The organism is Actinomadura miaoliensis (assembly GCF_039536785.1).
In the GTDB taxonomy this organism is placed as follows: domain Bacteria; phylum Actinomycetota; class Actinomycetes; order Streptosporangiales; family Streptosporangiaceae; genus Spirillospora; species Spirillospora miaoliensis.
In genome coordinates, this window is the sequence record NZ_BAAAZG010000025.1 from 76,097 (window position 1) to 95,773 (window position 19,677).

19 protein-coding genes, 1 tRNA gene and 1 pseudogene are annotated in these 19,677 nt (G+C 71.7%); 13 read left to right on the forward strand and 8 right to left on the reverse strand.

What is annotated here, in order from left to right; genetic code table 11:
- Positions 1–111: 111 nt before the first annotated feature.
- Positions 112–2,844, reverse strand: a complete 2,733-nt coding sequence (topA, locus tag ABD811_RS19425; protein WP_425549438.1) for a type I DNA topoisomerase — start codon at positions 2,842–2,844, stop codon at positions 112–114.
- A 201-nt stretch (positions 2,845–3,045) separates the two neighbouring features.
- On the opposite strand from topA, the gene ABD811_RS19430 reads away from it, so the two are divergent.
- Positions 3,046–3,231, forward strand: a complete 186-nt coding sequence (locus ABD811_RS19430) for a DUF5703 family protein (RefSeq protein ID WP_285497280.1) — start codon at positions 3,046–3,048, stop codon at positions 3,229–3,231.
- A gap of 369 nt (positions 3,232–3,600) precedes the next feature.
- On the opposite strand, the gene ABD811_RS19435 is transcribed toward ABD811_RS19430, so the two are convergent.
- The 3 genes from ABD811_RS19435 to ABD811_RS19445 form a co-directional block, all read right to left on the reverse strand.
- On the reverse strand, positions 3,601–5,700 hold the full coding sequence (locus tag ABD811_RS19435) for a chaplin family protein (RefSeq protein WP_344949312.1): 2,100 nt from the start codon (positions 5,698–5,700) through the stop codon (positions 3,601–3,603).
- A 352-nt stretch (positions 5,701–6,052) separates the two neighbouring features.
- Positions 6,053–6,793, reverse strand: a complete 741-nt coding sequence (locus tag ABD811_RS19440; protein ID WP_344949314.1) for a hypothetical protein — start codon at positions 6,791–6,793, stop codon at positions 6,053–6,055.
- 105 nt (positions 6,794–6,898) lie between these two features.
- On the reverse strand, positions 6,899–8,209 hold the full coding sequence (locus ABD811_RS19445) for a M20/M25/M40 family metallo-hydrolase (RefSeq protein WP_344949317.1): 1,311 nt from the start codon (positions 8,207–8,209) through the stop codon (positions 6,899–6,901).
- Positions 8,210–8,325: 116 nt separating this feature from the next.
- On the opposite strand from ABD811_RS19445, the gene ABD811_RS19450 reads away from it, so the two are divergent.
- A tRNA-Leu gene (locus tag ABD811_RS19450) sits at positions 8,326–8,411 on the forward strand.
- Between the two features lie 154 nt (positions 8,412–8,565).
- Here the strand turns inward: ABD811_RS19450 and ABD811_RS19455 are convergent.
- A complete protein-coding gene (locus ABD811_RS19455; RefSeq protein ID WP_344949319.1) occupies positions 8,566–9,513 on the reverse strand; it encodes a LysR family transcriptional regulator in 948 nt (315 codons plus the stop codon).
- An 88-nt stretch (positions 9,514–9,601) separates the two neighbouring features.
- Here ABD811_RS19455 and ABD811_RS19460 point away from each other — a divergent pair, with 88 nt between their 5' ends.
- From ABD811_RS19460 to ABD811_RS19470, 3 genes are read left to right on the forward strand one after another with little or no spacing between them, the layout of a single operon-like run.
- Positions 9,602–10,525, forward strand: a complete 924-nt coding sequence (locus ABD811_RS19460; protein WP_344949321.1) for a zinc-binding dehydrogenase — start codon at positions 9,602–9,604, stop codon at positions 10,523–10,525.
- Positions 10,522–11,502 carry an alpha/beta hydrolase gene (locus tag ABD811_RS19465; protein ID WP_344949324.1) on the forward strand — a complete coding sequence of 327 codons (981 nt, stop codon included), beginning with the start codon at positions 10,522–10,524 and terminating at the stop codon, positions 11,500–11,502. Before ABD811_RS19460 ends, ABD811_RS19465 begins: the two co-directional genes overlap by 4 nt.
- Complete coding sequence (locus tag ABD811_RS19470; RefSeq protein ID WP_344949326.1) at positions 11,499–11,807, forward strand: SDR family NAD(P)-dependent oxidoreductase; 309 nt, start codon at positions 11,499–11,501, stop codon at positions 11,805–11,807. Before ABD811_RS19465 ends, ABD811_RS19470 begins: the two co-directional genes overlap by 4 nt.
- Positions 11,808–12,041: 234 nt before the next feature.
- On the opposite strand, the gene ABD811_RS19475 is transcribed toward ABD811_RS19470, so the two are convergent.
- Positions 12,042–12,254 (reverse strand): hypothetical protein, encoded by a 213-nt coding sequence (locus ABD811_RS19475; protein WP_344949328.1) that lies wholly within the window; start codon positions 12,252–12,254, stop codon positions 12,042–12,044.
- A gap of 480 nt (positions 12,255–12,734) precedes the next feature.
- On the opposite strand from ABD811_RS19475, the gene ABD811_RS19480 reads away from it, so the two are divergent.
- The 6 genes from ABD811_RS19480 to ABD811_RS19505 all read left to right on the forward strand — a co-directional run bounded on the left by ABD811_RS19480 (position 12,735) and on the right by ABD811_RS19505 (position 15,800).
- A complete protein-coding gene (locus tag ABD811_RS19480) occupies positions 12,735–13,235 on the forward strand; it encodes an Asp23/Gls24 family envelope stress response protein (RefSeq protein ID WP_344949330.1) in 501 nt (166 codons plus the stop codon).
- Complete coding sequence (locus ABD811_RS19485) at positions 13,232–13,609, forward strand: hypothetical protein (protein WP_344949332.1); 378 nt, start codon at positions 13,232–13,234, stop codon at positions 13,607–13,609. The genes ABD811_RS19480 and ABD811_RS19485 overlap by 4 nt, the downstream gene beginning before the upstream one ends.
- A 283-nt stretch (positions 13,610–13,892) precedes the next feature.
- The gene (locus ABD811_RS19490; protein ID WP_344949869.1) at positions 13,893–14,084 is read left to right on the forward strand and encodes a hypothetical protein; all 192 of its coding nucleotides are present in this window, start codon (positions 13,893–13,895) and stop codon (positions 14,082–14,084) included.
- Positions 14,081–14,563 (forward strand): Asp23/Gls24 family envelope stress response protein, encoded by a 483-nt coding sequence (locus tag ABD811_RS19495; RefSeq protein ID WP_344949334.1) that lies wholly within the window; start codon positions 14,081–14,083, stop codon positions 14,561–14,563. The genes ABD811_RS19490 and ABD811_RS19495 overlap by 4 nt, the downstream gene beginning before the upstream one ends.
- Positions 14,564–14,706: 143 nt before the next feature.
- Positions 14,707–15,204: a DUF6286 domain-containing protein gene (locus ABD811_RS19500; RefSeq protein ID WP_344949338.1), complete on the forward strand. Its 498-nt coding sequence runs from the start codon at positions 14,707–14,709 to the stop codon at positions 15,202–15,204.
- A gap of 29 nt (positions 15,205–15,233) precedes the next feature.
- Positions 15,234–15,800, forward strand: coding sequence for an alkaline shock response membrane anchor protein AmaP (locus ABD811_RS19505; RefSeq protein WP_344949341.1), 567 nt, complete (start codon positions 15,234–15,236; stop codon positions 15,798–15,800).
- Here ABD811_RS19505 and ABD811_RS19510 read toward each other — a convergent pair.
- Both ABD811_RS19510 and ABD811_RS19515 read right to left on the reverse strand, forming a co-directional pair.
- Positions 15,797–15,957 (reverse strand): annotated as a pseudogene (locus ABD811_RS19510) (IS481 family transposase); the annotation flags it as partial. The gene ABD811_RS19505 and the pseudogene ABD811_RS19510 sit on opposite strands and share 4 nt — an antisense overlap.
- Before the next feature lie 476 nt (positions 15,958–16,433).
- On the reverse strand, positions 16,434–17,108 hold the full coding sequence (locus ABD811_RS19515; protein ID WP_344949343.1) for a TMEM175 family protein: 675 nt from the start codon (positions 17,106–17,108) through the stop codon (positions 16,434–16,436).
- A gap of 635 nt (positions 17,109–17,743) precedes the next feature.
- Between ABD811_RS19515 and ABD811_RS19520 the strand changes: the two genes are divergently transcribed.
- Both ABD811_RS19520 and ABD811_RS19525 read left to right on the forward strand, forming a co-directional pair.
- Positions 17,744–18,550, forward strand: coding sequence for a BtpA/SgcQ family protein (locus ABD811_RS19520; RefSeq protein WP_344949346.1), 807 nt, complete (start codon positions 17,744–17,746; stop codon positions 18,548–18,550).
- A 32-nt stretch (positions 18,551–18,582) separates the two neighbouring features.
- Positions 18,583–19,659 carry an SIS domain-containing protein gene (locus tag ABD811_RS19525; protein ID WP_344949349.1) on the forward strand — a complete coding sequence of 359 codons (1,077 nt, stop codon included), beginning with the start codon at positions 18,583–18,585 and terminating at the stop codon, positions 19,657–19,659.
- The last annotated feature ends 18 nt before the right edge of the window (positions 19,660–19,677 follow it).

The following is a 19,677-nucleotide window of genomic DNA, read 5'->3' on the forward strand; positions in this document are numbered from 1 at the left end:
TCGGCGCCGCTATCACGTTGGGGGAACCTCTCGGCAGCGATTCGAAGGCGCTTTCCGCACCGTTCCCCCGAACGCCGGCGGACACCACGGGGCGCGCCCGCCCCGCCACGCTCAGGAGCCGGACTTGGCGGACGCGCGACGCCTGGTCGTCGTCTTCGCCGTCTTCTTGGCGCCGCCCGCCTTCTTCTTCGCCCCGCCGGACGCCGCGACCTTCTCGCGGCGCTCGGCCAGCAGCTCCGCCGCCCGCTGGATCGTGATCGACTGCGGGTCGTCGCCCTGCCGCAGGCTCGCGTTCGTCTCGCCGTCGGTGACGTACGGGCCGTACCGGCCCTTCTTCACCACGACCTTCTTGCCGCTGCCCGGGTCCTCGCCCAGCTCGCGCAGCGGCTCGGCGGACGCCGCGGCCCGGCCCCTGCCGCGCTGCTTGGGCTGGGCGAACAGCTCCTTGGCCTGCTCCAGCGTCACGGTGAACAGCTCGTCCTCCGAGCCGAGCGACCGGCTCTCGGAGCCCTTGCGCAGGTACGGGCCGTACCGGCCGTTCTGCGCGGTGACCGTCTCACCGTCCAGCTCGCCCACCACGCGCGGCAGCGACAGCAGCCGCAGCGCGTCCTCCAGCGTGACCGTGTCCAGACTCATCGACCGGAACAGCGACGCGGTGCGCGGCTTGGGGGCGTCGGACTTCTTGGTGCGCTTCTTCTTCTCGCCCTCGGCCGGGGCCGGCTCCTCCGGCAGGATCTCGGTGACGTACGGCCCGTACCGCCCGCTCTTGGCGACGATCGTGTGCCCCGTCTCCGGGTCCACCCCCAGCTCGCGGTCGCTGCTGGGCTGGGCGAACAGCTCCTCGGCCTTCTCGGCGGTCAGCTCGTCGGGCGCCACGTCCTCGGGGATGTTGACGCGCTCGCCGTCGCGGTCCAGGTAAGGCCCGTACCGGCCGACCCGTACCACGATGTCGCTGCCCTTGATCGGGAACGAGCTGATGCCCTTGGCGTCGATGTCGCCGATGTGCTCCACCAGCGCCTTGAGGCCCTCGTCTCCGTTCTCGCCCTTGTAGAAACGGCTCAGCCAGCGCACCCGCTCGGCCTCACCGCGGGCGATCTCGTCGAGACCGTCCTCCATGTGCGCGGTGAAGTCGTAGTCGACCAGGTTGCCGAAGTGCCGCTCCAGCAGGTTGACCACGGCGAACGCCAGGAACGACGGCACCAGCGCCGTGCCCTTCTTGAACACGTAGCCGCGGTCCAGGATCGTCCCGATGATCGAGGCGTAGGTGGACGGCCGCCCGATCTCCCGCTCCTCCAGCTCCTTGACCAGGCTGGCCTCGGTGTAGCGGGCGGGCGGACGCGTCGAGTGCCCCTCGGCGGTGACCGAACGCGCCGACAGCGCGTCGCCGCGCTCCAGCGCCGGCAGCCGCCGCTCCTGGTCGTCGCGGTCGGTGGTCGGGTCGTCGGCGCTCTCCACGTACGCCTTCAGGAACCCGTGGAACGTGATCGTCTTGCCGGTCGCGCCGAACTCGGCGGTCTCGCCCGCCGTGGACACGCCCGTGACCCGCACCGACACCGACTGGCCCTGCGCGTCCTTCATCTGGGACGCGATCGTGCGCTTCCAGATCAGCTCGTACAGCCGGAACTGGTCGCCGGTCAGGCCGGTCTCGCCCGGGGTGCGGAACGCGTCCCCCGCCGGCCGGATCGCCTCGTGCGCCTCCTGGGCGTTCTTGACCTTGCTGCTGTAGACGCGCGGCTTGTCGGGCACGTACTGGTTGCCGAACAGCGTGGCCGCCTGCCGCCGCGCCGCCGTGATCGCGGTCTCCGACAGCGTGATCGAGTCGGTCCGCATGTAGGTGATGTAGCCGTTCTCGTACAGCTTCTGCGCCACCGACATCGTGTACTTGGCGGAGAAGCCCAGCTTGCGGCTGGCCTCCTGCTGCAGCGTGGTGGTACGGAACGGCGGGTACGGCTTGCGCGTGTACGGCTTCTGCTCGACCGACTTGACCTCGTAGGGACGGCCCGCCAGCCGCTCGGCCAGGCCGCGCGCCGCCTCCTCGTCCAGGTGCAGCACGTCCCGGGTCTTCAGGGTGCCGTCGGCGGCGAAGTCACGGCCCTGCGCCACCCGCTTGCCGTCCACCGAGACGATCCCGGCCTTGAACCTGCGCGGCTCGTCGTCCTTGCCGGTGTCGAACTCGCCGGTGATGTCCCAGTAGTGGGCCGGGACGAACGCGATGCGCTCGCGCTCCCGCTCGACCACCAGCCGGGTCGCCACGGACTGCACCCGCCCGGCCGACAGGCCTTGCTTGACCTTCACCCACAGCACCGGGCTGACCTCGTAGCCGTACAGCCGGTCCAGGATGCGCCGGGTCTCCTGCGCGTCCACCAGCCGCAGGTCGAGGCTGCGCGGGTTGGCGGCGGCGCGGCGGATGGCGTCCGCGGTGATCTCGTTGAAGACCATCCGGTGCACCGGCACCTTGGGCTTGAGCACCTCCTGCAGGTGCCAGGCGATGGCCTCGCCCTCGCGGTCCTCGTCGGTCGCGAGGAAGAGCTCGTCGGCCTCCTTCAGGAGCTTCTTGAGCTTGGCGACCTGCTGCTTCTTGTCGGAGTTGACCACGTACAGCGGTCGGAAGTCGCCCTCGACGTCCACGCCGAGCTTGGCCCACGGCTTGTCCTTGTACTCCGGCGGCACCTCGGAGGCGCTCCCGGGAAGGTCCCGGATGTGGCCGATACTGGACTCCACGACGTAGCCACGGCCCAGGTACCCGGCGATCGTCTTCGCCTTCGCCGGCGACTCGACGATCACCAGACGGGTACCGTTCCCCCCGCCCTGACCACGCTTCGCAGTGCCGTTCTTGGCTGGCACAGTCGCTCCAACCTCGCTGTCTGGTCTCGTTAACCCGGGTACCTACAACGTCGCACGACCCGAGGTTCATGCCCGTGGGTCCCCGCCGTGGCAAACCTCCGACAGGATGACACGTCGCGGCGGGAGCCGGGACACACGCCCTTCGCGGCGGTCCGCGCCGACGGCTGTTCTCCCGCCGTTCACCGGGTCATAATGGTGGCAATGGTGGAGTACACCTACCTCGTCCTGCAGCTGCCGCGCGGCACCACACGTGACGTCGCCCGGCAGATCATGACCGAGCACGCGGAGTACGGCGGCTGGGAACTCGACCGTTTGCGCCTCTACCCCGACGGAAGCCGCCGAATCCAACTACGTCGGAAGATCATCCGTCAGACCCGTACGTTCTGACGTCCCTGCCCCCTGTCCCGCCGGAGGGTAGCACGACGTGCGAGCACCCTAACGTCGGGTAACCACATCCGGCCAAGCGCCGTCCCCCGCGCCCCCGAACAGGGCTTTGCCCGCCCCGGACCGCGCCTCCGAGACGGACAAAGCGTCCACAACCCCCCTGCGGCGACACTCCCGCCGCATGATCAGGGCTCTACTTTTTTGACGCTCCCTTGACCTTTCGGCCCTCCAAAACCACCCCCACCTAGCCGTTCAGCCACACTTCCCCCACCACCAAGCCCACACCGGCCGCGCGGGCGACCGGGCCGGGTGGTCCGCCAGGTCCATGGGGTGGACGGCGGTCGGCCCGGCCCGGTCGGCTCGGCGGCCTGGTCAGCCGCGGTGCGTGCGGAAGCGGCGGGTCAGCGACAGCGCGCCGGACATCGCCGTGAGCGCGGCCGCCGCACCGACCACCCAGGGCCGGCCCTTGGCGGAGCCGTCGGACAGGGACGTCTCGGCGGACATCGGCTTGATCGCCGCGGTCTGGAGCACCGCGTTCTCGGCACCCGCCGCCTCGCGGCCGACCTTGTCGGTCACACCGTTCACCTTGGGGGCGTCGATCTTCCCCGTCGCCGGCGGCTTGGGCAGCTTGACGGCGCCCACTCCGGAGACCTGCGGTCCGGCGGGCTTGTCAGCGCGCGGCTGCAGCCGGGACTCCGCGGGCGCCACCGACGTGGCGGGCAGGGACGCGGAGTTCACCCGCGGCAGGTTCTGGCCCGGCACCAGGGAACCCACCAGGGGAAGCCCCGGCTGGGCGGCGACGCGCGCCGCCTTCGACGGCTTCTTCACGCCGGACGGGCCGTGGTGGTGGATGATCGGCGCGCGCTTCGGGTCGACGGGCAGCCGGCCGGGGACCTTGGTCACCCCGGGCAGGGAGTCCGGCCCGAGCGACACCGGCGCCGGGACGCCTCCGCCCGGCACGACCCGCGCGTTCGACGGCTGCGCGGCCAGGAGCCTGCCGACGGGCAGCTTGGGCGCGTCCACCGGCAGCGCCGACGTGGCCCCGTACCCGGCCGTCCCGTACCCCGGCGTGAGGAGAGAGATCGGGGGCAGGGCGGACGGGCCCGCCGGAACCGCCGGGCCGTTGACCGCGTGGAGGGTGTCGGCCGGGGCCGGCAGGGTGTGGACGGGGGCGCCGGTCAGCACCTTCTTCCCGTCGGCGACGGGCGGCACGTCCAGGAGGTTTCCGGGCGCCGAGACGGGCAGGCGGTCGACGCCACGGGGGCCGTAGCCGTACCCGTACGGGTCGTCCTGGCAGACCGGCTCGGGGTGACCGAGGACGGCGGTCGCGTTGCCGCACACCTGGGCGGGGGCCTCCGCGGGCGTGTTGACCTGGTTGCCGCCCCCGGCGGAGCCGTGCCCGGAGGTGTTCCCGCCCGAGCCGTGCGGGCCGGTGACGGCGGCGGTGCCGTCGCAGGCGGCGGCCGCGACCCCCACGAGCGCGGTGGCGTTGCCGCACACGTTGGCCGGGATGTTGACCGGCGCGTTGGCCTGGTTTCCGGCGCCGACGCCGCCCGCACCGGAGGTGTTCTGCCCGGCGCCGCCGCCGTTGCGCGTGTGCGCACCGCCGTCGCAGAACGCGCCGGTGTGCCCGACGATCGCCGTGGCGTTGCCGCAGATGCTCACCGGGGCGGCCACGGGCGCGTTGGCCTGGTTGCCCGACAGCACCGCCGCCGCGCCGGACGTGCCCTGCCCGCCGTACCCGGAACCGCCGTCGCGGACGGACGCGCCGCCCTTGCAGCCGGCCAGCGCGTTGCCGACCGCGTTGCCGCAGACGTCGACGGGCACGCTGATCGGGGCGTTGACCTGGTTGCCGGCCCCGACGCCGCCCACGCCGGAGGTGTTCTGCCCGGCGCCGCCGCCCCCGTTGGCCGCCTTGGCGCCACCCTCGCAGCTCGCCTGGGCCACGCCCAGGACCGCCACCGCGTTGCCGCAGACGTTGACCGGCGCCGAGACGGGCGCGTTGACCTGGTTGCCGCCGCCGACGCTGGACCTGCCGGAGGTGTTCTGACGGGAGCCGGAGTTGCCGCCCGCGGCGGTGGACCCGCCCTTGCAGGACGCCTGCGCGGTCCCGACGATCGCCACGGCGTTGCCGCAGACGTTGACCGGCGCGGAGATCGGGGCGTTGACCTGGTTGCCGCCGCCGACGCTGGACCTGCCGGACGTCGCCTGGCCAGAGCCGGTGCCGTTGCCGACGCGCGCGCCCCCCTTGGACGAGGCGGCCGAGGTGCCCGCGACGGCGGCGGCGTTGCCGCTGACGTCGATCGGCGCGGAGACGGGCGCGTTGATCTGGTTGCCGCCGAGGACGCTGGACGCGCCGCTGGTGGTGTCGGCGAGGGCGCCGCTGGGGAGCACGGGCCCCGCGCCGAGCGCGACGAAGCCCGCGGTGAGCAGCACGGCCCGGGCGGCGGTGCCTTTGGACAGCGTTCGCATGATGCTCCGTTCGGGGAGATGACTCGGGTTGATGGATGGGTCGAGATCCGCGGGCGCCTTCCTTGGGCGCCGCTGAGGCCGCACCGGTCGCGCGTGACGTCCGTCCGGCGCCGTGGCCTCCCGGGAATGGCCCGCCGGACGACATCCGTCACCTTCGTGTGCGGACGCCGACGTCGTGTCGGATCTCGATGGGGATGACGTGCCTCCGCCTACCGGCCGCGGGCACCGCGCTCCTGCGCGCGCACCGCGTCATGAACCGGGGGGCACGTTTCCGGCCCGTCCGTCCAGCCCGGGCCTCGTTTGCCTCACGGGGGCACGAGACGGCCGGACGCGGACCGGAGCCTGAGAATGATCAGTCAGGTGAGAAGAACGGCTCGTCCACGGCCGTGCGGACGGCAACGGGGATCGAGCGGGGCGCGCGCAACGGCGCCCAGTCCGACGGCGGCGCGGGCCAGGACCAGCGGCCGAGATGACCGCCGGGTGCCCCGCCGCCGGGCAGTACGGGCCCGGCGGTGCCGGACAGCGTCCCGACCTCGTGGTCGTGGACGGGAGCCGACGGCGCCGGCTCGACGGGAACCGTGGAGCGCCGGATCTCGGCGCCCGGCCGCGCCGCGCCGTCCCGCGGCCCGACCCTCATGCCGCGCACGACGCTCGCCCGCCGCTTCGCTTTCTGCGCGGCCGGATGCGCGGTCGTCTCCGCGCGGCCCGCCCCCACCGGCACCGGACGGGACGTCTCGTCACCGATCGCCTTGCCGGGCCTGGCCGGGGACGTGGTGTCACCGACCGGCAGGATCTTGACGGGCGGCTCGTCGGCGACCGGCGGCCGGGGTTTGGCGACCGCGTCCCCGGCCTTCCCGGCGTGCTCGGAGACCGCCGCGGCCACGTCGCGGACGACGCCGCGCAGCCGCGGCGCCTCACCGCCGGACAGCACCGGGGTGGTGTCGGCGTGCGCCGCGTGCGAGGCCAGGCCGCCGAGCAGCCACCCGGCGACCATCAGCCCCGTCACGACGAGCAGACGGCGCATCCCCCGGCTGAGGACGACACGGCGCAGCCGGACGGCGACCGTCCGCTGCCACACCGGGTCGTACGTCACTGGCCCTCCTCAGACCGGAGTCAAGAGCACGTCAGCTCACGGGCAGTGACACTAGCACCACGCAGCGCGCTCACGCCGGAATTCGGAGCACCTTTCCAAGAAATCTCAGGCGTGATCAAGGAAATGGTCAAGGACGCGCACGCCGAAGCGCAGCCCGTCCACCGGAACCCTTTCGTCCACGCCGTGGAACATTCCGGAAAAGTCCAGATCCGGGGGAAGGCGCAGCGGCGCGAATCCGAAGCAGCGCATGCCCAGCCGGGCGAACGCCTTGGCGTCCGTGCCGCCGCTCAGGCAGTACGGGACGGGCAGCGCCCCGGGGTCCTGCGAGGTCAGGGCGTTCTCCATGGCCGCCACCAGGGCGCCCTCGTAGGCGGTCTCCAGCGCCCAGTCGTGGTACACGAAGTCGCGCTCGACGTCCGGTCCGAGCAATTCGTCCACGGTCGCGAAGAACTCGTCCTCGTACCCGGGCAGGAAACGGCCGTCGACCTCGGCCGTCGCCTTCTGCGGAATCACATTCGTCTTGTAACCGGCGTCCAGCCGCGTCGGGTTCAGCGTGTTGCGCAGCGTCGCCCCGATCATCCGGGCCAGCGGGCCGATCTTCTCCAGGCTCCGCTCCGGCCGCTCCGGGTCGAACTCCACCCCGTACGCCAGGCACGCGCGCTCCAGGAACGCCCGCACGGTGTCGGTCAGCCGGATCGGGAACTCGTGCGACCCCAGCCGCCCGACCGCGGCCGCCAGCGCCGTGACGGCGTTGTCGGGATGCACCATCGACCCGTGCCCGGCCGTCCCCTTGGCGGTCAGCCGCATCCAGGCGATGCCCTTCTCGGCCGTCTCGATCAGGTACATCCGCCGGTCCCCCGGCACGGTCAGGCTGAACCCGCCGACCTCCCCGACCGCCTCGGTGCACCCCTCGAACAGCTCGGGATGCTCCTTGACCAGCCACTGGGCGCCCCACGTCCCGCCCGCCTCCTCATCGGCGGTGAACGCCAGCACCAGATCCCGCTTCGGCCGGCGCCCCTCCCTGAGCCGCTGCCGGACGACCGCGAGGATCATCGCGTCCATGTCCTTCATGTCGACGGCGCCGCGGCCCCACACGCACCCGTCCGCGATCTCCCCGCCGAACGGGTCGCGCGTCCAGTCGTCCTTCTGCGCGGGCACGACGTCAAGATGCCCGTGCAGCAACAGCGCGTCCCGCCCGGGCTCCTCCCCCTCGACCCGCACGACGACGCTGGCCCGCTTCGGATGCGACTCCAGCAGCCGCGGCTCCAACCCCACCTCGGCCAGCTGCTCCGCGACGTACTCCGCCGCCACCCGCTCCCCGGGCCCCGAGTGGTCCCCGGGATTGCTCGTGTCGATCCGGATCAGCTCCTGGCAGAGCCGGACGACCTCGTCCTCCGCGGTCGGCTGAACAGCCACAATGATCACCTTCGCACCTGGGGTCCCGTACCCGACCATGGTGCCGCGCGATCGACTTCGCCGCGAGTCGGGACCTTTGGTATCGTGAACGCGCTGCGGCGACGCGCCGCGCGCATGTCCGGGTGGCGGAATAGGCAGACGCGCTAGCTTGAGGTGCTAGTGCCCTTTACGGGGCATGGGGGTTCAAGTCCCCCCTCGGACACACCGTGAAGAAGCAGGACAGGTCCGCCCTGTCCTGCTTCTTCGTATGTGAAGGGACAGGTACGGCTGCGGCGCTCTCGCCCGGGGACGGGGTTGTGGGGAGGGCTGACGGGCCGGGCCGTGGCCGCTTGGCGCCTCCCGTGGACGTGCCCTGGTCATGCGTGGGCTGGTACGGCCGTGTCGGTGGGGTGATGGCCGGGGAGCCAGTCGCGGGTGGGGTCGTATTCCAGCCAGCGGTTGCGCTGCGCTTCCGTGTCGAAGGCGTTCATCAGGGCTGCCAGCAGCGGATGGTCGCCGTTGCCTCGCCAAAGCAGCGACCAGGCGTACAGGGGTGTCGGGTCCACCAGTGGAACCGGACGGACCGCCGGGTGGGGCGGCAGGGGCACGTCCGCGGGTAGCAGGCAGAAACGGCGGGGGTCGGCCGCCAGGTCGGTCAGGCAGTGCTCCAATCCCAGGTTCGGGTCCTCGATGTGGTCGCGGATGCCGAAGCGTTCGGTGAAGCGGTGCAGGAAGTCCAGCCGGTGGAGCGGTCCCGGGGTCCACAGCACGCTGTCCTGTAGCTGCTCGGGTCGGATCGCCGGCGCGTGTGCCAGTGGATGATTCGTGTTGAGGACGACGTCCACGGGTTCCAGCCGTACCAGGCGATGCGTCAGCCCCCTGGGCAGTGGCGGGTGGACGCGGCCGAAGGCGGCGTCGATGTCGCCGTGCAGCAGTGCGGTGACCACCGAGGGCAGGTCGCGGCCGTGTCCGATCTGCAGCCGTGGCTCGTGGGCCGCCACCTGCACCAGCGTGCGCATGGGTGCGTACAGGTGACCCCACACGTCGATCCGCAGGGGGCGGTGCACGTCCAGCACCGCGGCGACGGCCCGGTCCGCGGCGGCCAGCGCCTGCCGGGCCGGACCGAGGAACCGCCGCCCGGCATCGGTGAGCCGCACTCCCTGGCCGCCGCGTTCGAACAGGCGTCTGCCGAGCGCGGACTCCAGGCGGGCGATGCGTTTGGACAGCGCCTGCTGGGAGATCGACAGTTCCTCGGCCGCATGGCCGAAGTGCAGTTCCTCGGCGGCCAGCACGAACGCGCGCACCTGTGCCAGGTCGAGATCCACGCCCGTCACCTTAGGCGACAACCGATGGTTGTCGGCCTGTCGCGTACGTTGTTGGAGCGCACGGCCCGGATGCCGGTTCTCTAACCGCATGCGAAGACTGATCCCCACGGGAGATCCTGCGCGTCCGGTGGAGTTCGCCCGGGACTCCCAGCCCTCACCCGCCCCGGACGAGGCGCTGGTCAGGGTCGAGGCGTTCGCGCCGAACCGAGGAGAAACGTTCCTGCTGGAAGATCCGGATCCCGGCCTGCGGCCCGGCAAGGACGTCGCCGGCCTGGTGGTGCAGGCCGCCGCCGACGGATCGGGGCCGCCGGCCGGCACCCGGGTGGTGGGCCATCCGCCGATGGGTGGCTGGGCGGAGTACGTGGCCGTGCCCGCTCACTCCCTCGCCGTCCTGCCCGACGAGATCACCACCGTCCAGGCGGCCGCTCTGCCGTTGGCCGGGATCACCGCGCTGCGGTTGCTCCGCACGGTCGGCGCCCTGACCGGCAGGCGGGTGCTGTTGACCGGCGCGTCGGGCGGGGTGGGGCACTACGTGACCGAGCTGGCCGCGGCGGCGGGGGCCGAGGTGACCGCGGTGAGCGCCACGCCGATGCGGGGCGCCCGCCTTCGGGAGCTCGGGGCGGTGGCGGTCGTGCATGACGTGACCGACGCGCATGGCCCGTTCGACGTGGTGCTGGAGTCCACCGGCGGCACCGCCCTGCCGGCAGCGCTGGCCAGGCTGGCCGCGCACGGCATACTGGTCTGGTTCGGCCAGGCCAGCCGTACTCCGGTGCGGCTGGACTTCTTCGACTTCTTCGCCGGTCCGCAGAACGCCACGATCCGGCATTTCCACTACCTGGGCGCCCCGTACGGTCCCGACCTGGCCTGCCTGGTGCGCCTGGTGGCCGATGGGCGGCTGCACCCGGAGATCGGATGTACCGCCGACTGGAGCCGGACTGCGGAGGTCCTGGTCGACCTGCGGGAACGCCGCATCCGCGGCAAGGCCGTCCTCACGGTCGGAGCGTCACGGTGAGCGCCGCCGACTTCGCCGCCGCCAACTTCTCACGTGCCACCGGAGCCGGGCTGGACCCGCACGAATACCAACGGGTCACCGGCGAGCTGACCGACCTGGACCAATGGGGCCAAGCCTTCATGCGTGCCGCGGGCGAGCACTCGGCCCGCGCCGAGCAGGCGGCCACCGCGCTCTCGGCGGGCGAGCACCACCGAGTCGCGGCGCGCTGGTTCCACTTCGCCACGCTGGGGCCGAACCGTGAGCAGGCGGCCGCCGCGGCCCAGGCGGACGCCGCCATGGGCCGCGCGCTGGAACTGCTGGAGCCGGATGCGCGCCGGATCGAGGGGCCGGGTTTCGCCGGCTGGCTGCGCGGCGCGGCCGACGCGGCGGCCACCGTCATCGTGGTGCCTGGGCTGGACTCCGGTAAGGAGGAGTTCCACGACATGTCCGCGGCCCTTCTACGCCGGGGCCTGGCGGTGTTCGCCATGGACGGTCCCGGGCAGGGCGTGCTCGCGGCCACCTCAGTCGTCCGGGCCGACTACCACCATGTCATCGGCCAGGTCATCGACGCGCTAGGGGCCGAAAGCGTGGGGCTCGTCGGGCTCAGCCTCGGCGGCTACTACGTCGCGGAGAGCGCTGCCCACGACACGCGCGTCGCGGCCGCCGCCACCGTCAGCGGCCCCTTCCGGCTGGAATGGGACGCCCTGCCACCCCCCGTACAGGAGCTTCTCGTCCAGCGTGCCGGCGGACAGGAGGCGGCCCGCCGCTTCGCCCGCCAGGTGGACCTGTCCGCCCTCGCTCCGCGGATCGCCTGCCCGCTGCTGGTGGTGGACGGCGGCCAGGACGTCATCCCCGGCGTGACCAACGGCGAACCGCTGGCCCGCCTTGCACCGCGCGGGGAGTACCTGCTCATCCCCCATGGCGACCACCTGCTCGGCAACGCCCGTGCCGACTGGCTGGCGGCCACCGCCGACCGGCTTCACGGAGAACTCACATGACCCGCTTCACCGGCAGGACCGCACTGATCACCGGTGGTACGAGCGGCATGGGCCTGGCCACCGCGCACCGCCTCATCGCCGAAGGCGCCCACGTGGTCGTCACCGGCCGCACCCGGCGGCGAGTGGACCAGGCCGTCGCCGCGCTGGGCCCGCGTGCCCTCGGTGTGGCGGCGAACGCGGCCGATCTGAACGAGATCGACGCCCTGATGGACACGATCAGGACCCGGCACGACAGGCTGGACGTCCTCCTTCGCCAATGCCGAGGTGGGTACCTTCGTGCCTTTCGGAATGGCACCTGGCCATAACTCCATGAGGATGCGGGGGCGTCGCCGATTGGGGGCTGTCCAGCTGCGGTGGGTGAGGCCGCCCCACGGGCCCGCGCCCAGCACACATGTCGGCGGACGCGCGGCGGTGGTCAGGCGGCGGGTGCGAACGCAAGCGTCTCGGTCACGGTGATGGCGTTTGGGGTTTCCGGCCTGGACGCCCCTCGGACACAAGCCAGCTGCACATGTGGGGGTCCGGTACGACACGGGCCTCCACTAGTTGTTCTGGTGGTGGAACGTCTTCCTGAGGCCGAGCTCCCGGTAGAGCTCGGCCTTGTCGTCCGGGCCGGCGGTGGCCGCCGTCTGGGCCAGGTCACCGACGCGTTCGGGGAGCTCGGCGATCTCGCCGGTGCTTACCGGTTCGGGCGGCGTGGTGCCGCGTAGGTCGGCCTCAAGCTGCGCGCGTTCTGCTTGGCGTCGTTGATCCACTCGGTGACCTCGCCGGCCCCGGCGTCCAGCGCGGCCCGGTACTGGCCGAGCCCGCGATCGCAGGCTCAACCAGCTTCTTGGTGATCTCCGCCGCAGAAATACGGTTCTGGTGACGCGCTCGGACACGTAGCGTGCCCCCGCTGCGTACGCCGGCAGGGGGCAGGGACCTTCCTCGGCCTGCACGGCCCCCTGCCGTCGGCGGCCACGCTTGTGATCGCGCCGGTCGCCGGGGTCGTGCCGTCGCGTGCCCGGCTGAGAAGTGGAGATCGGGCACGACGTCCTGCTCGGCCAGTGGGACGGGATGCGCGACCCGAACGACCACCTGAGAGTGGGCCACCGCGGGTTTTCGTGGACGGGCCAGGTGAAGATTGCCCGGCCGTAATGTCCACTTTTGGCAATACCGGTGCCTGCTGTTGGCAGTAAGGCACGAGATGGCAGGTACGACCAGAAGTCGAGAGGAAACGCGGGGGTGAGCGTTAGATGATCGAGAAGGTCGCGGCTGCGCGGCCCGATGCAGCGGGCGCGGCCGAAGAGTCCGGCGCCACCCCGCCGACGTCCCGGCCGGCGACGACGCGCGGGGCGGAGTTGGTGACCGAGCACGGCAAGACATCCATAGCGGACACGGTGGTGGCCAAGATCGTGGGGATGGCCGCCCGTGATGTGCCCGGAGTGCACGCCATGGGTGCCGGGATGGCCCGGGCGTTCGGCACGATGCGTGAGCGCCTGCCTGGAATCAGCGGCCCGGGCGTCACCCAGGGCGTCGTGGTGGAGGTGGGCGAACGGCAGGCCGCGGTCGACCTGGACCTGATCGCCGAGTACGGGGTTTCCATCCCCGATCTGGCCGCGGGTGTCCGCCGCAACGTGGTCGCCGCGGTGGAGAAGATGTGCGGCTTGGAGGTCACCGAGGTGAACATCATCGTCGGTGACATCCATCTGCCCGGCGATGAGGCCGAGCCGACCCAGGAGCCGCGCGTTCAATGAGCCCTCCTCTCAGCAGCCGGGATGCGGATCGGGTGGGGCTCCTCGCGGACCGGATCGCCGGCGCGGTCGCCGGTTGCCCGGCGGTGGCCGCCTTGGCGGCCGGGCCGGTGGCCACGTACCTGCCGGGACGCATAGTGGCTGGGGTGGCGATCCGCGACACCGACGTGCAGATCGCCGTGATCGCCCGGTACGGACCACCGTTGTCCGAGGTCGCCGCGCAGGTGCGGGCTGCGGTTGCGTCACTGGTACCCGGGTTGCGGCTGGACGTGCACATCGACGACATCCAGATCGACGACGACCACGCCCCCGACACCGCAGCCGGTGGCGGTTCGGGTGGGGGCGCTGCGGAAAGTGATCGCGTCGGTGCGCAATGAGTGGAATGAGCGGGATGAGCATCTGCGGTCGGCGTACCGCGCGTGGGTCCGTGCCCATCACCCAGACCTGGGCGGGGATGTGGAGGAGTTCATTGCGGGTCTGGCCCACTGGAGGGCCCGGATCGCGCCTCCGATGTCCCCGCCCGGTCACCAGGTCCAGGTGGGCGTGTTCCGCAGCCGTGGCGGGCTGTGGCAGGTCGCGCGGTGGTGGCGCCGCCGGCGCCGGTCGAACCGGCGCGTGCTCTGACACAGGCGCTCTCACACAGGCGGATAGGTGAGCGAGATGGATGAGATGCGGTGGTGGCCGGCGATCGGGCTGGCGTTCGGGACCGCGCTGGGGTTCGCCGGGGCATTCGGCGGCTTCACCGCGTTCCTGATCGTTCTCGTCCTCGGCGCGATCGGGTTCCTGGCTGGCCGGGCACTGACCGGGGAGCTGCACCTCGGCGATCTGCTGGGCGCCCGGAGGCGCCAATGAACCCTCATGCCGGCACCGGCAGCAGCGCCGACAGGGCCGCGACGGCACCGGGCGGTGGCCGTGCGGAGCCGGGCGCCGGCACGGTCGCGGTGTCGTCCGTGGCGCCATCGGTCCTGGGGCCGCCGGAAAGCCGGGGCCAGACCCAGATCGCCGACCGGGTTCTGGAACGGATAGCCGCCCGCGCGGTCACCGAGACGGCCCAGGTGGGCGGTGCCGCACCACGTCTGCTCGGCATACCGCTGGGACGCGACACCGCCCACACCGCCGCGCGGGTCACCGCACACGTCGACGGGCACCTGGCCATCGTGAAGGTGACCCTGTCGGTGCCCTACCCGGCGCCGATCCGGCAGGTGACCCGCCGAGTACGCGAGCACGTGACCACCCGTGTCGGTGAGCTGACCGGTCTTGATGTCCGCCAGGTCGACATCGACATCGCCAGCCTTCCCAGCCCTGAACAGCAGCCGAGGCGAGTGCTGTGAGCACCCCGGATGCAACCATCACGGGTTCGGGGCCTCATGCCGCGGGGTCACCGCCGCCGCCCGCGGCAGACCGAGCGGGGCAGCGAGAACAGCGGCGGGCGTCGGCACGCGCGTTCCGGCGCCGCCGGGTCCTGCCCGCGACCGTGGCCGCCGTCCTGCTGGGCGCCGCCGCCGTCCTGACCTTCATCGAGGTGGTCGCGGCGCTGCTGGACCGGCAGGCGAACGTGCTGCCGGTGGGGTGGCTTGCCCGCCTCGGCCGCGACACCCGCTTCGACGATCCTCTCGCCGTCACCGCGGCCGTCATCCTGTGCGTTCTCGGGGTCACGGCGATCGTCCCCGCGGTGAAGCCAGGCCGTCCCCGCGTGATCGCCCTGGACTCCCCCGACCGGCAGACGGTGATCGGCATCACCCGCACCGCGCTTCGGCGCCAGCTGACCGCCGCTGCCACCGGCATCGACGGCGTGGCCCGCGCTCGTATACGGGTGGGCCGCCGCCGGATCCGCGTCCGCGCCACCAGCCCGCTGCGCGACCCCAGCGGGCTCGCCGCCCAGATGACCGACGCCGTCACCGCCCGGCTGCAGGAACTGGCGCCGCTGCGGCCCCTGCGCGTCCGCGCCACCGTCCGCCGCCGGGAAGACTGACACGGCCGGAGAGGGACGGAGGAAGGACGATGACCCGCCGCACCGGCCGCACCAACCGCCTCGGCCTGGCCCTGCTCGGACTCATATTGACCGCGGTCGGCGGAACCGCGCTCGCCCGCGCCCTGGACCTCAGCCCCCGCCTGCTCGGAGAAGGCCACGGGCTCGTCCTCGGTGAACCGACCCGCCGCTTCGCCGCCGACCACTGGTGGTTCTGGCCCGCCCTGGCGGTCGCCTCCGCGGTGATCGCACTACTGGCGCTGGGCTGGTTGGCCGCCCAAACCCGCACCCAGACCGTGCGCCACGTCAGCCTGGAGCCCGACCCCCGCCACGGCGCCACCCACCTGCCCGCCCAAGCCGCCACCCACGCACTCGAAGATGACCTGACCAGCAGCCCTCACATCCACCGGGCCCACGCCACACTCACCGGCGCTCCCACCACCCCCCAGCTCACTCTCGTCGTCACCCTCCGCACCGACACGGACCCGACGGACGCCCGTCTTCGCATCCAGCACGCAGTGGCCCGACTTCGCAGCGCCCTGGAAACGGACCACCTCCCCGCAACCATCCAGATCCGCAGCCTCCCACCCCACCGTTAGTTGCTCTGTCCGGCGAGGTTGGGAACGCGGCCGGCGGGTGGAAGACCGCCAGCGCGGTGTGGCAGCGGTGATGGTTATGGATGTGCAGCCAGAGCGCGAGCGCGACGCGGCGTTCGGTCTCAAAGGTGGAGGGGCGGGCGTAGGCCCGTTCGTCAAGACAATGATCATCGTCAACCCGAGCCGACGCTACAGGTACACCTTCCTACTCGCGCAGATTCACCCCTTGGGCTGCACGATCTTGCTGTCGAGCGCGTAATCGTCAGGGAACCCGTCCAGTGCCCCTTATGAGGCCAGAGATACACCGATCGCCAGTGGGGCTTCCCTGGATTGGTGCAGGTCAAGGTCGACCCACACCGTGTGTCCAAGGGCCGGGCTGCCGTGTATGCCCAGAGAGAGCGCGAGCTGCGACAGGGCGTACAGCCCCCTGCGTGTTCCAGTAGCTCCTCTGAGGGGACGCGGACGGAAGGAACAGCGCCCCCTCCCATGTCGGTCACGGCGACGTAGACCGGATCCTCGTACACCAACTCCACCCCGAACCAACCGCCGTCTTCGCCGGACCGGGTGTGCCGCAGGGTGTTGCCGCCCTGTGCCAGTTTGGACGGCTTCCTGGTTGCGTGAGCCGCGCAAGCCTGCTCACGGGCTTTGGCGGCCTACGCGGGGCAACCCTTCGCTGGTGACGAAATAAAAGCACGGCAGCAGCAGAAACACACCTAGCGCGATGGCCGGATGTGCGAACCAGCCCAGTGCGCCGCCCAATGCGTAACCGATGACACCGGAGAAGGAGCGAAGTACGCCGTGACGGATGTAACGTCCATGATCTCGATCCGAGAGTAGGACGGGATGATGGGCCAGATGAATGTAAATCCACAGCCAGCTCGCGCACATGGCCGCTGCAATGAGCGCGTACAGGACGACGGCGGTTCGGGCGTCCGCGCCGACGAGGTCGGACTGCACGGCATCGGAGACGACCGCGGTGGGGAAGGCCAGCGCAGCGGTCGTCAGCAGCAGGGTGAGATTGGCCGCGTGCAGACCGCGGTCGACGGTGCGGATGCGCGTGAACGCCTGATGGTGGTTCAGCCAGATCACCCCGATGTAGGCGAACGAGGTGACGAACCCCAGGTAGGCGGGCCACTGGTGCCACAGTGCGGGTAGCAATTGGCCGCTGGAGTGTCGCGGGGTGCGCATCTCCAAAGCCAGGATCGTCATCGCGATGGCGAACACTGCGTCGCTGAACGCCTCCACCCGGCCGGTACCAGCCTGGGCAAAGCTTTCCTCTTCGCGCGCCCCCGAAGAGCGTCCGGTCATCATGAACCCCGGGGTGCGTCCTACCCCGTGCCGGTCCCGACGTCACCAGGGCCGCTCGCAGGTCTCCGGCACCATCACCAAGTTCCTGGCCCTCCGCGTGCACGCCATCACCAGCTATACGGCAGCCATACGCGTGTGGTGGCGCCGCGTGCGTCGGCTGAGCGCATCGCGGGGTCTCAGAGGCGCCGCGGTGGTGCACAGGCGTTCAACGGGTGCCGCAGGGGTGAGGGTGATCCGGCGGTATCGCTCAAGCCGGTTCGGCGCCGTGGCCGGCGGCTATCGCGTCGATGTGGCGGGTTCAAAGGCGCCCCACCCACCCCCCCGGTACCATCGCCGGGCCGGCCCCGTCTCTTGCCGAAATCGTTCGACGGGTCCGCCCACCACGATCGGATCTCCTACTACGTCAGTGCGGCATCACGCCTGCTGACCTACCCGGGCTTGGCTCAACGTCTGGGCCGTCCCCTTGAGGTCGCCCTCCTTCTGCGGAAAGTCGCCCAGCGGAAGGACGATCGGCGGGTGGTTCGAGGCCGGATCTGGTCTGGTAGAAGCTTGCGTCGGCTGCCGTGGGCGAATCTACGATGCCCATGCCGCTCCCCATCCGACTGGTCGTTTGGGCCGCCGACGGAGAAGGGTGATCGATGCGCGTTTTCGACACGCTCGGCCGCCGCAAGGTCGTGCTGGGGATGGTTCATCTGCGGCCGCTGCCCGGGACCCCGCTGTACGAGGAGGGCAGCTTTCCGGAGATCCTCGACGTGGCGGTGGAGTCGGCGCGGGCCTTGGACGAGGGCGGGGCGGACGGGTGCCTGGTGCAGACGGTGGACCGCGTCTACAGCGCCGGTGAGGACTCCGACCCTGCGCGGACGACGGCGATCGGGCTGATCACCTCGGCCATCGTGGCCGCCACGCGGCCGGAGTTCCAGGTCGGGGTGCAGCTGATGCGCAACGCGCTGAAGGCGTCGCTGGCGGTGGCGAAGGTGGCGGGCGGCGGCTACATCCGCGCCGGCGCTCTGGTGGGCGCGACGTTGACCACGCACGGTCTGGTGCAGGCCGACCCGCTGGCGGTGGCGGAGTACCGGCGGAAGATCAACGCTCAGCAGATCAAGGTCATCGCCGACGTGGACTCGATGCACTTCAAGTGGTTCGGCGAGCCCAGACCGACCGGGGAGGTCGCGCGCGCGGCCATGCAGGTGGGGGCGGACGCGGTGGCGCTCGGCCACCCCGACGAGGACACCACCCTGGAGATGGTCGCCTCGGTTCGCAGGGCGGCACCGGACCTGCCGGTCATCCTGGCCGGATACACCGACCACGACAACGCCGCGCGGCTGCTGGCTGCGGCCGACGGGGCGTTCGTGGGCACCTGTCTGGAGGTCGGCGGCTGGGGCGGCCGGATCGACGTCGAGCGGGTCAAGGAGTACGTGGACATCGTCCGCTCCCTGGAGACCTGAAGAACGACGGCCCCGATTCGGGAGGTGTGCGGGTGGAGGCGGAGGTGATGGTCCGGCAGGTCGACGCGCTGGCGGGGGACATACGCGCGTTGACGGGCCGGTTCGATGAGCGGGCCCGCGGCCTGCTGGACGCGGCGGGGTGGGCTCGGGTCGAGCGGGTCTACCTGACCGGGGACGGTGACTCCTACCATGCCACCTGCGCCACCGAGATGGCCTTCGAGTCGATCGGCGGGGTCGTGTGCGAGCCGTTGAGCGCCATGCGGTTCGCGCATTACGGGGCCGAGTGGATGCGGCCGGCCGCGCCGGGACGGGTACTGGTGATCGCGATCTCCGCTTCGGGCGGGACGGAGCGTGTCGTCGAGGCCCTGCGTGCCGCTCGCCGGTACGGCGCGCTGACGGTGGCGGTGACCGGGAGGCCCGGCAGCCCGCTGACGCGGGTGGCCGACCGTACGCTGCTGGTCGACCTGCCCGACACCGAGCCGTCCCCCGGGATCCGGACCTACCAGGCGAGCCTGCTCGGCCTGCTGCTGATCGCGCTGCAGCTGGGCCGGGCGCCCCGTCCGGACATCACGCGCGATGCGGCCCGGGATGCCGACGCTCTGCGCGAGGAACTGGTCGTACTCGCCGACCATGTGGACGCCACCGCCAAGGCGATCAAACGGGAGTGCCGGCGGGTGGCGGACCTGGTCGCGGACGCCCCGGTGATGGTGATGCTGGGCAGCGGCCCCTCCTACGGCACCGCGCTGTTCGCCGCCGCCAAGATGGTGGAGGGAGCGGGCGTCTTCGCCGTCGGACAGGACCTGGAGGAGTGGGGCCACGTCGAACGGCTCGCCTACCCCGACGACATGCCCGTGTTCGTCATCGCCCCGCCCGGCCGCTCGCGTGACAAGGCCACCGAAGTCATCGCGCGGGCTCACGAGCTGGGGCGTCGGGTCGTCGCCGTCACCAGCCGTGGCGACACCGCCGCTGCCGCCCACGCCGTGCTGCCCGTGCACGGGCAGGTCCGCGAGGAGTTCTCTCCCTTCCTGTACCACCTGTTCGCCGGGTACGTGGCGTGCTTCGTAGCCCAAGCGCTGGGGCGGCTGCCGTTCCAGACGCATCGCTCTTGAGCACAGGGCGGGATGGGC

What these genes read in the sequence shown, in the direction of transcription:
- ABD811_RS19430 (WP_285497280.1), top strand. Translation starts at nt 3,046, where the DNA reads ATGGTGGAGTACACCTACCTCGTCCTGCAGCTGCCGCGCGGCACCACA.
- ABD811_RS19435 (WP_344949312.1), bottom strand. Translation starts at nt 5,700, where the DNA reads ATGCGAACGCTGTCCAAAGGCACCGCCGCCCGGGCCGTGCTGCTCACC.
- ABD811_RS19460 (WP_344949321.1), top strand. Translation starts at nt 9,602, where the DNA reads ATGCGAAGACTGATCCCCACGGGAGATCCTGCGCGTCCGGTGGAGTTC.
- ABD811_RS19470 (WP_344949326.1), top strand. Translation starts at nt 11,499, where the DNA reads ATGACCCGCTTCACCGGCAGGACCGCACTGATCACCGGTGGTACGAGC.
- ABD811_RS19480 (WP_344949330.1), top strand. Translation starts at nt 12,735, where the DNA reads ATGATCGAGAAGGTCGCGGCTGCGCGGCCCGATGCAGCGGGCGCGGCC.
- ABD811_RS19485 (WP_344949332.1), top strand. Translation starts at nt 13,232, where the DNA reads ATGAGCCCTCCTCTCAGCAGCCGGGATGCGGATCGGGTGGGGCTCCTC.
- ABD811_RS19490 (WP_344949869.1), top strand. Translation starts at nt 13,893, where the DNA reads ATGGATGAGATGCGGTGGTGGCCGGCGATCGGGCTGGCGTTCGGGACC.
- ABD811_RS19495 (WP_344949334.1), top strand. Translation starts at nt 14,081, where the DNA reads ATGAACCCTCATGCCGGCACCGGCAGCAGCGCCGACAGGGCCGCGACG.
- ABD811_RS19505 (WP_344949341.1), top strand. Translation starts at nt 15,234, where the DNA reads ATGACCCGCCGCACCGGCCGCACCAACCGCCTCGGCCTGGCCCTGCTC.
- ABD811_RS19515 (WP_344949343.1), bottom strand. Translation starts at nt 17,108, where the DNA reads ATGATGACCGGACGCTCTTCGGGGGCGCGCGAAGAGGAAAGCTTTGCC.
- ABD811_RS19520 (WP_344949346.1), top strand. Translation starts at nt 17,744, where the DNA reads ATGCGCGTTTTCGACACGCTCGGCCGCCGCAAGGTCGTGCTGGGGATG.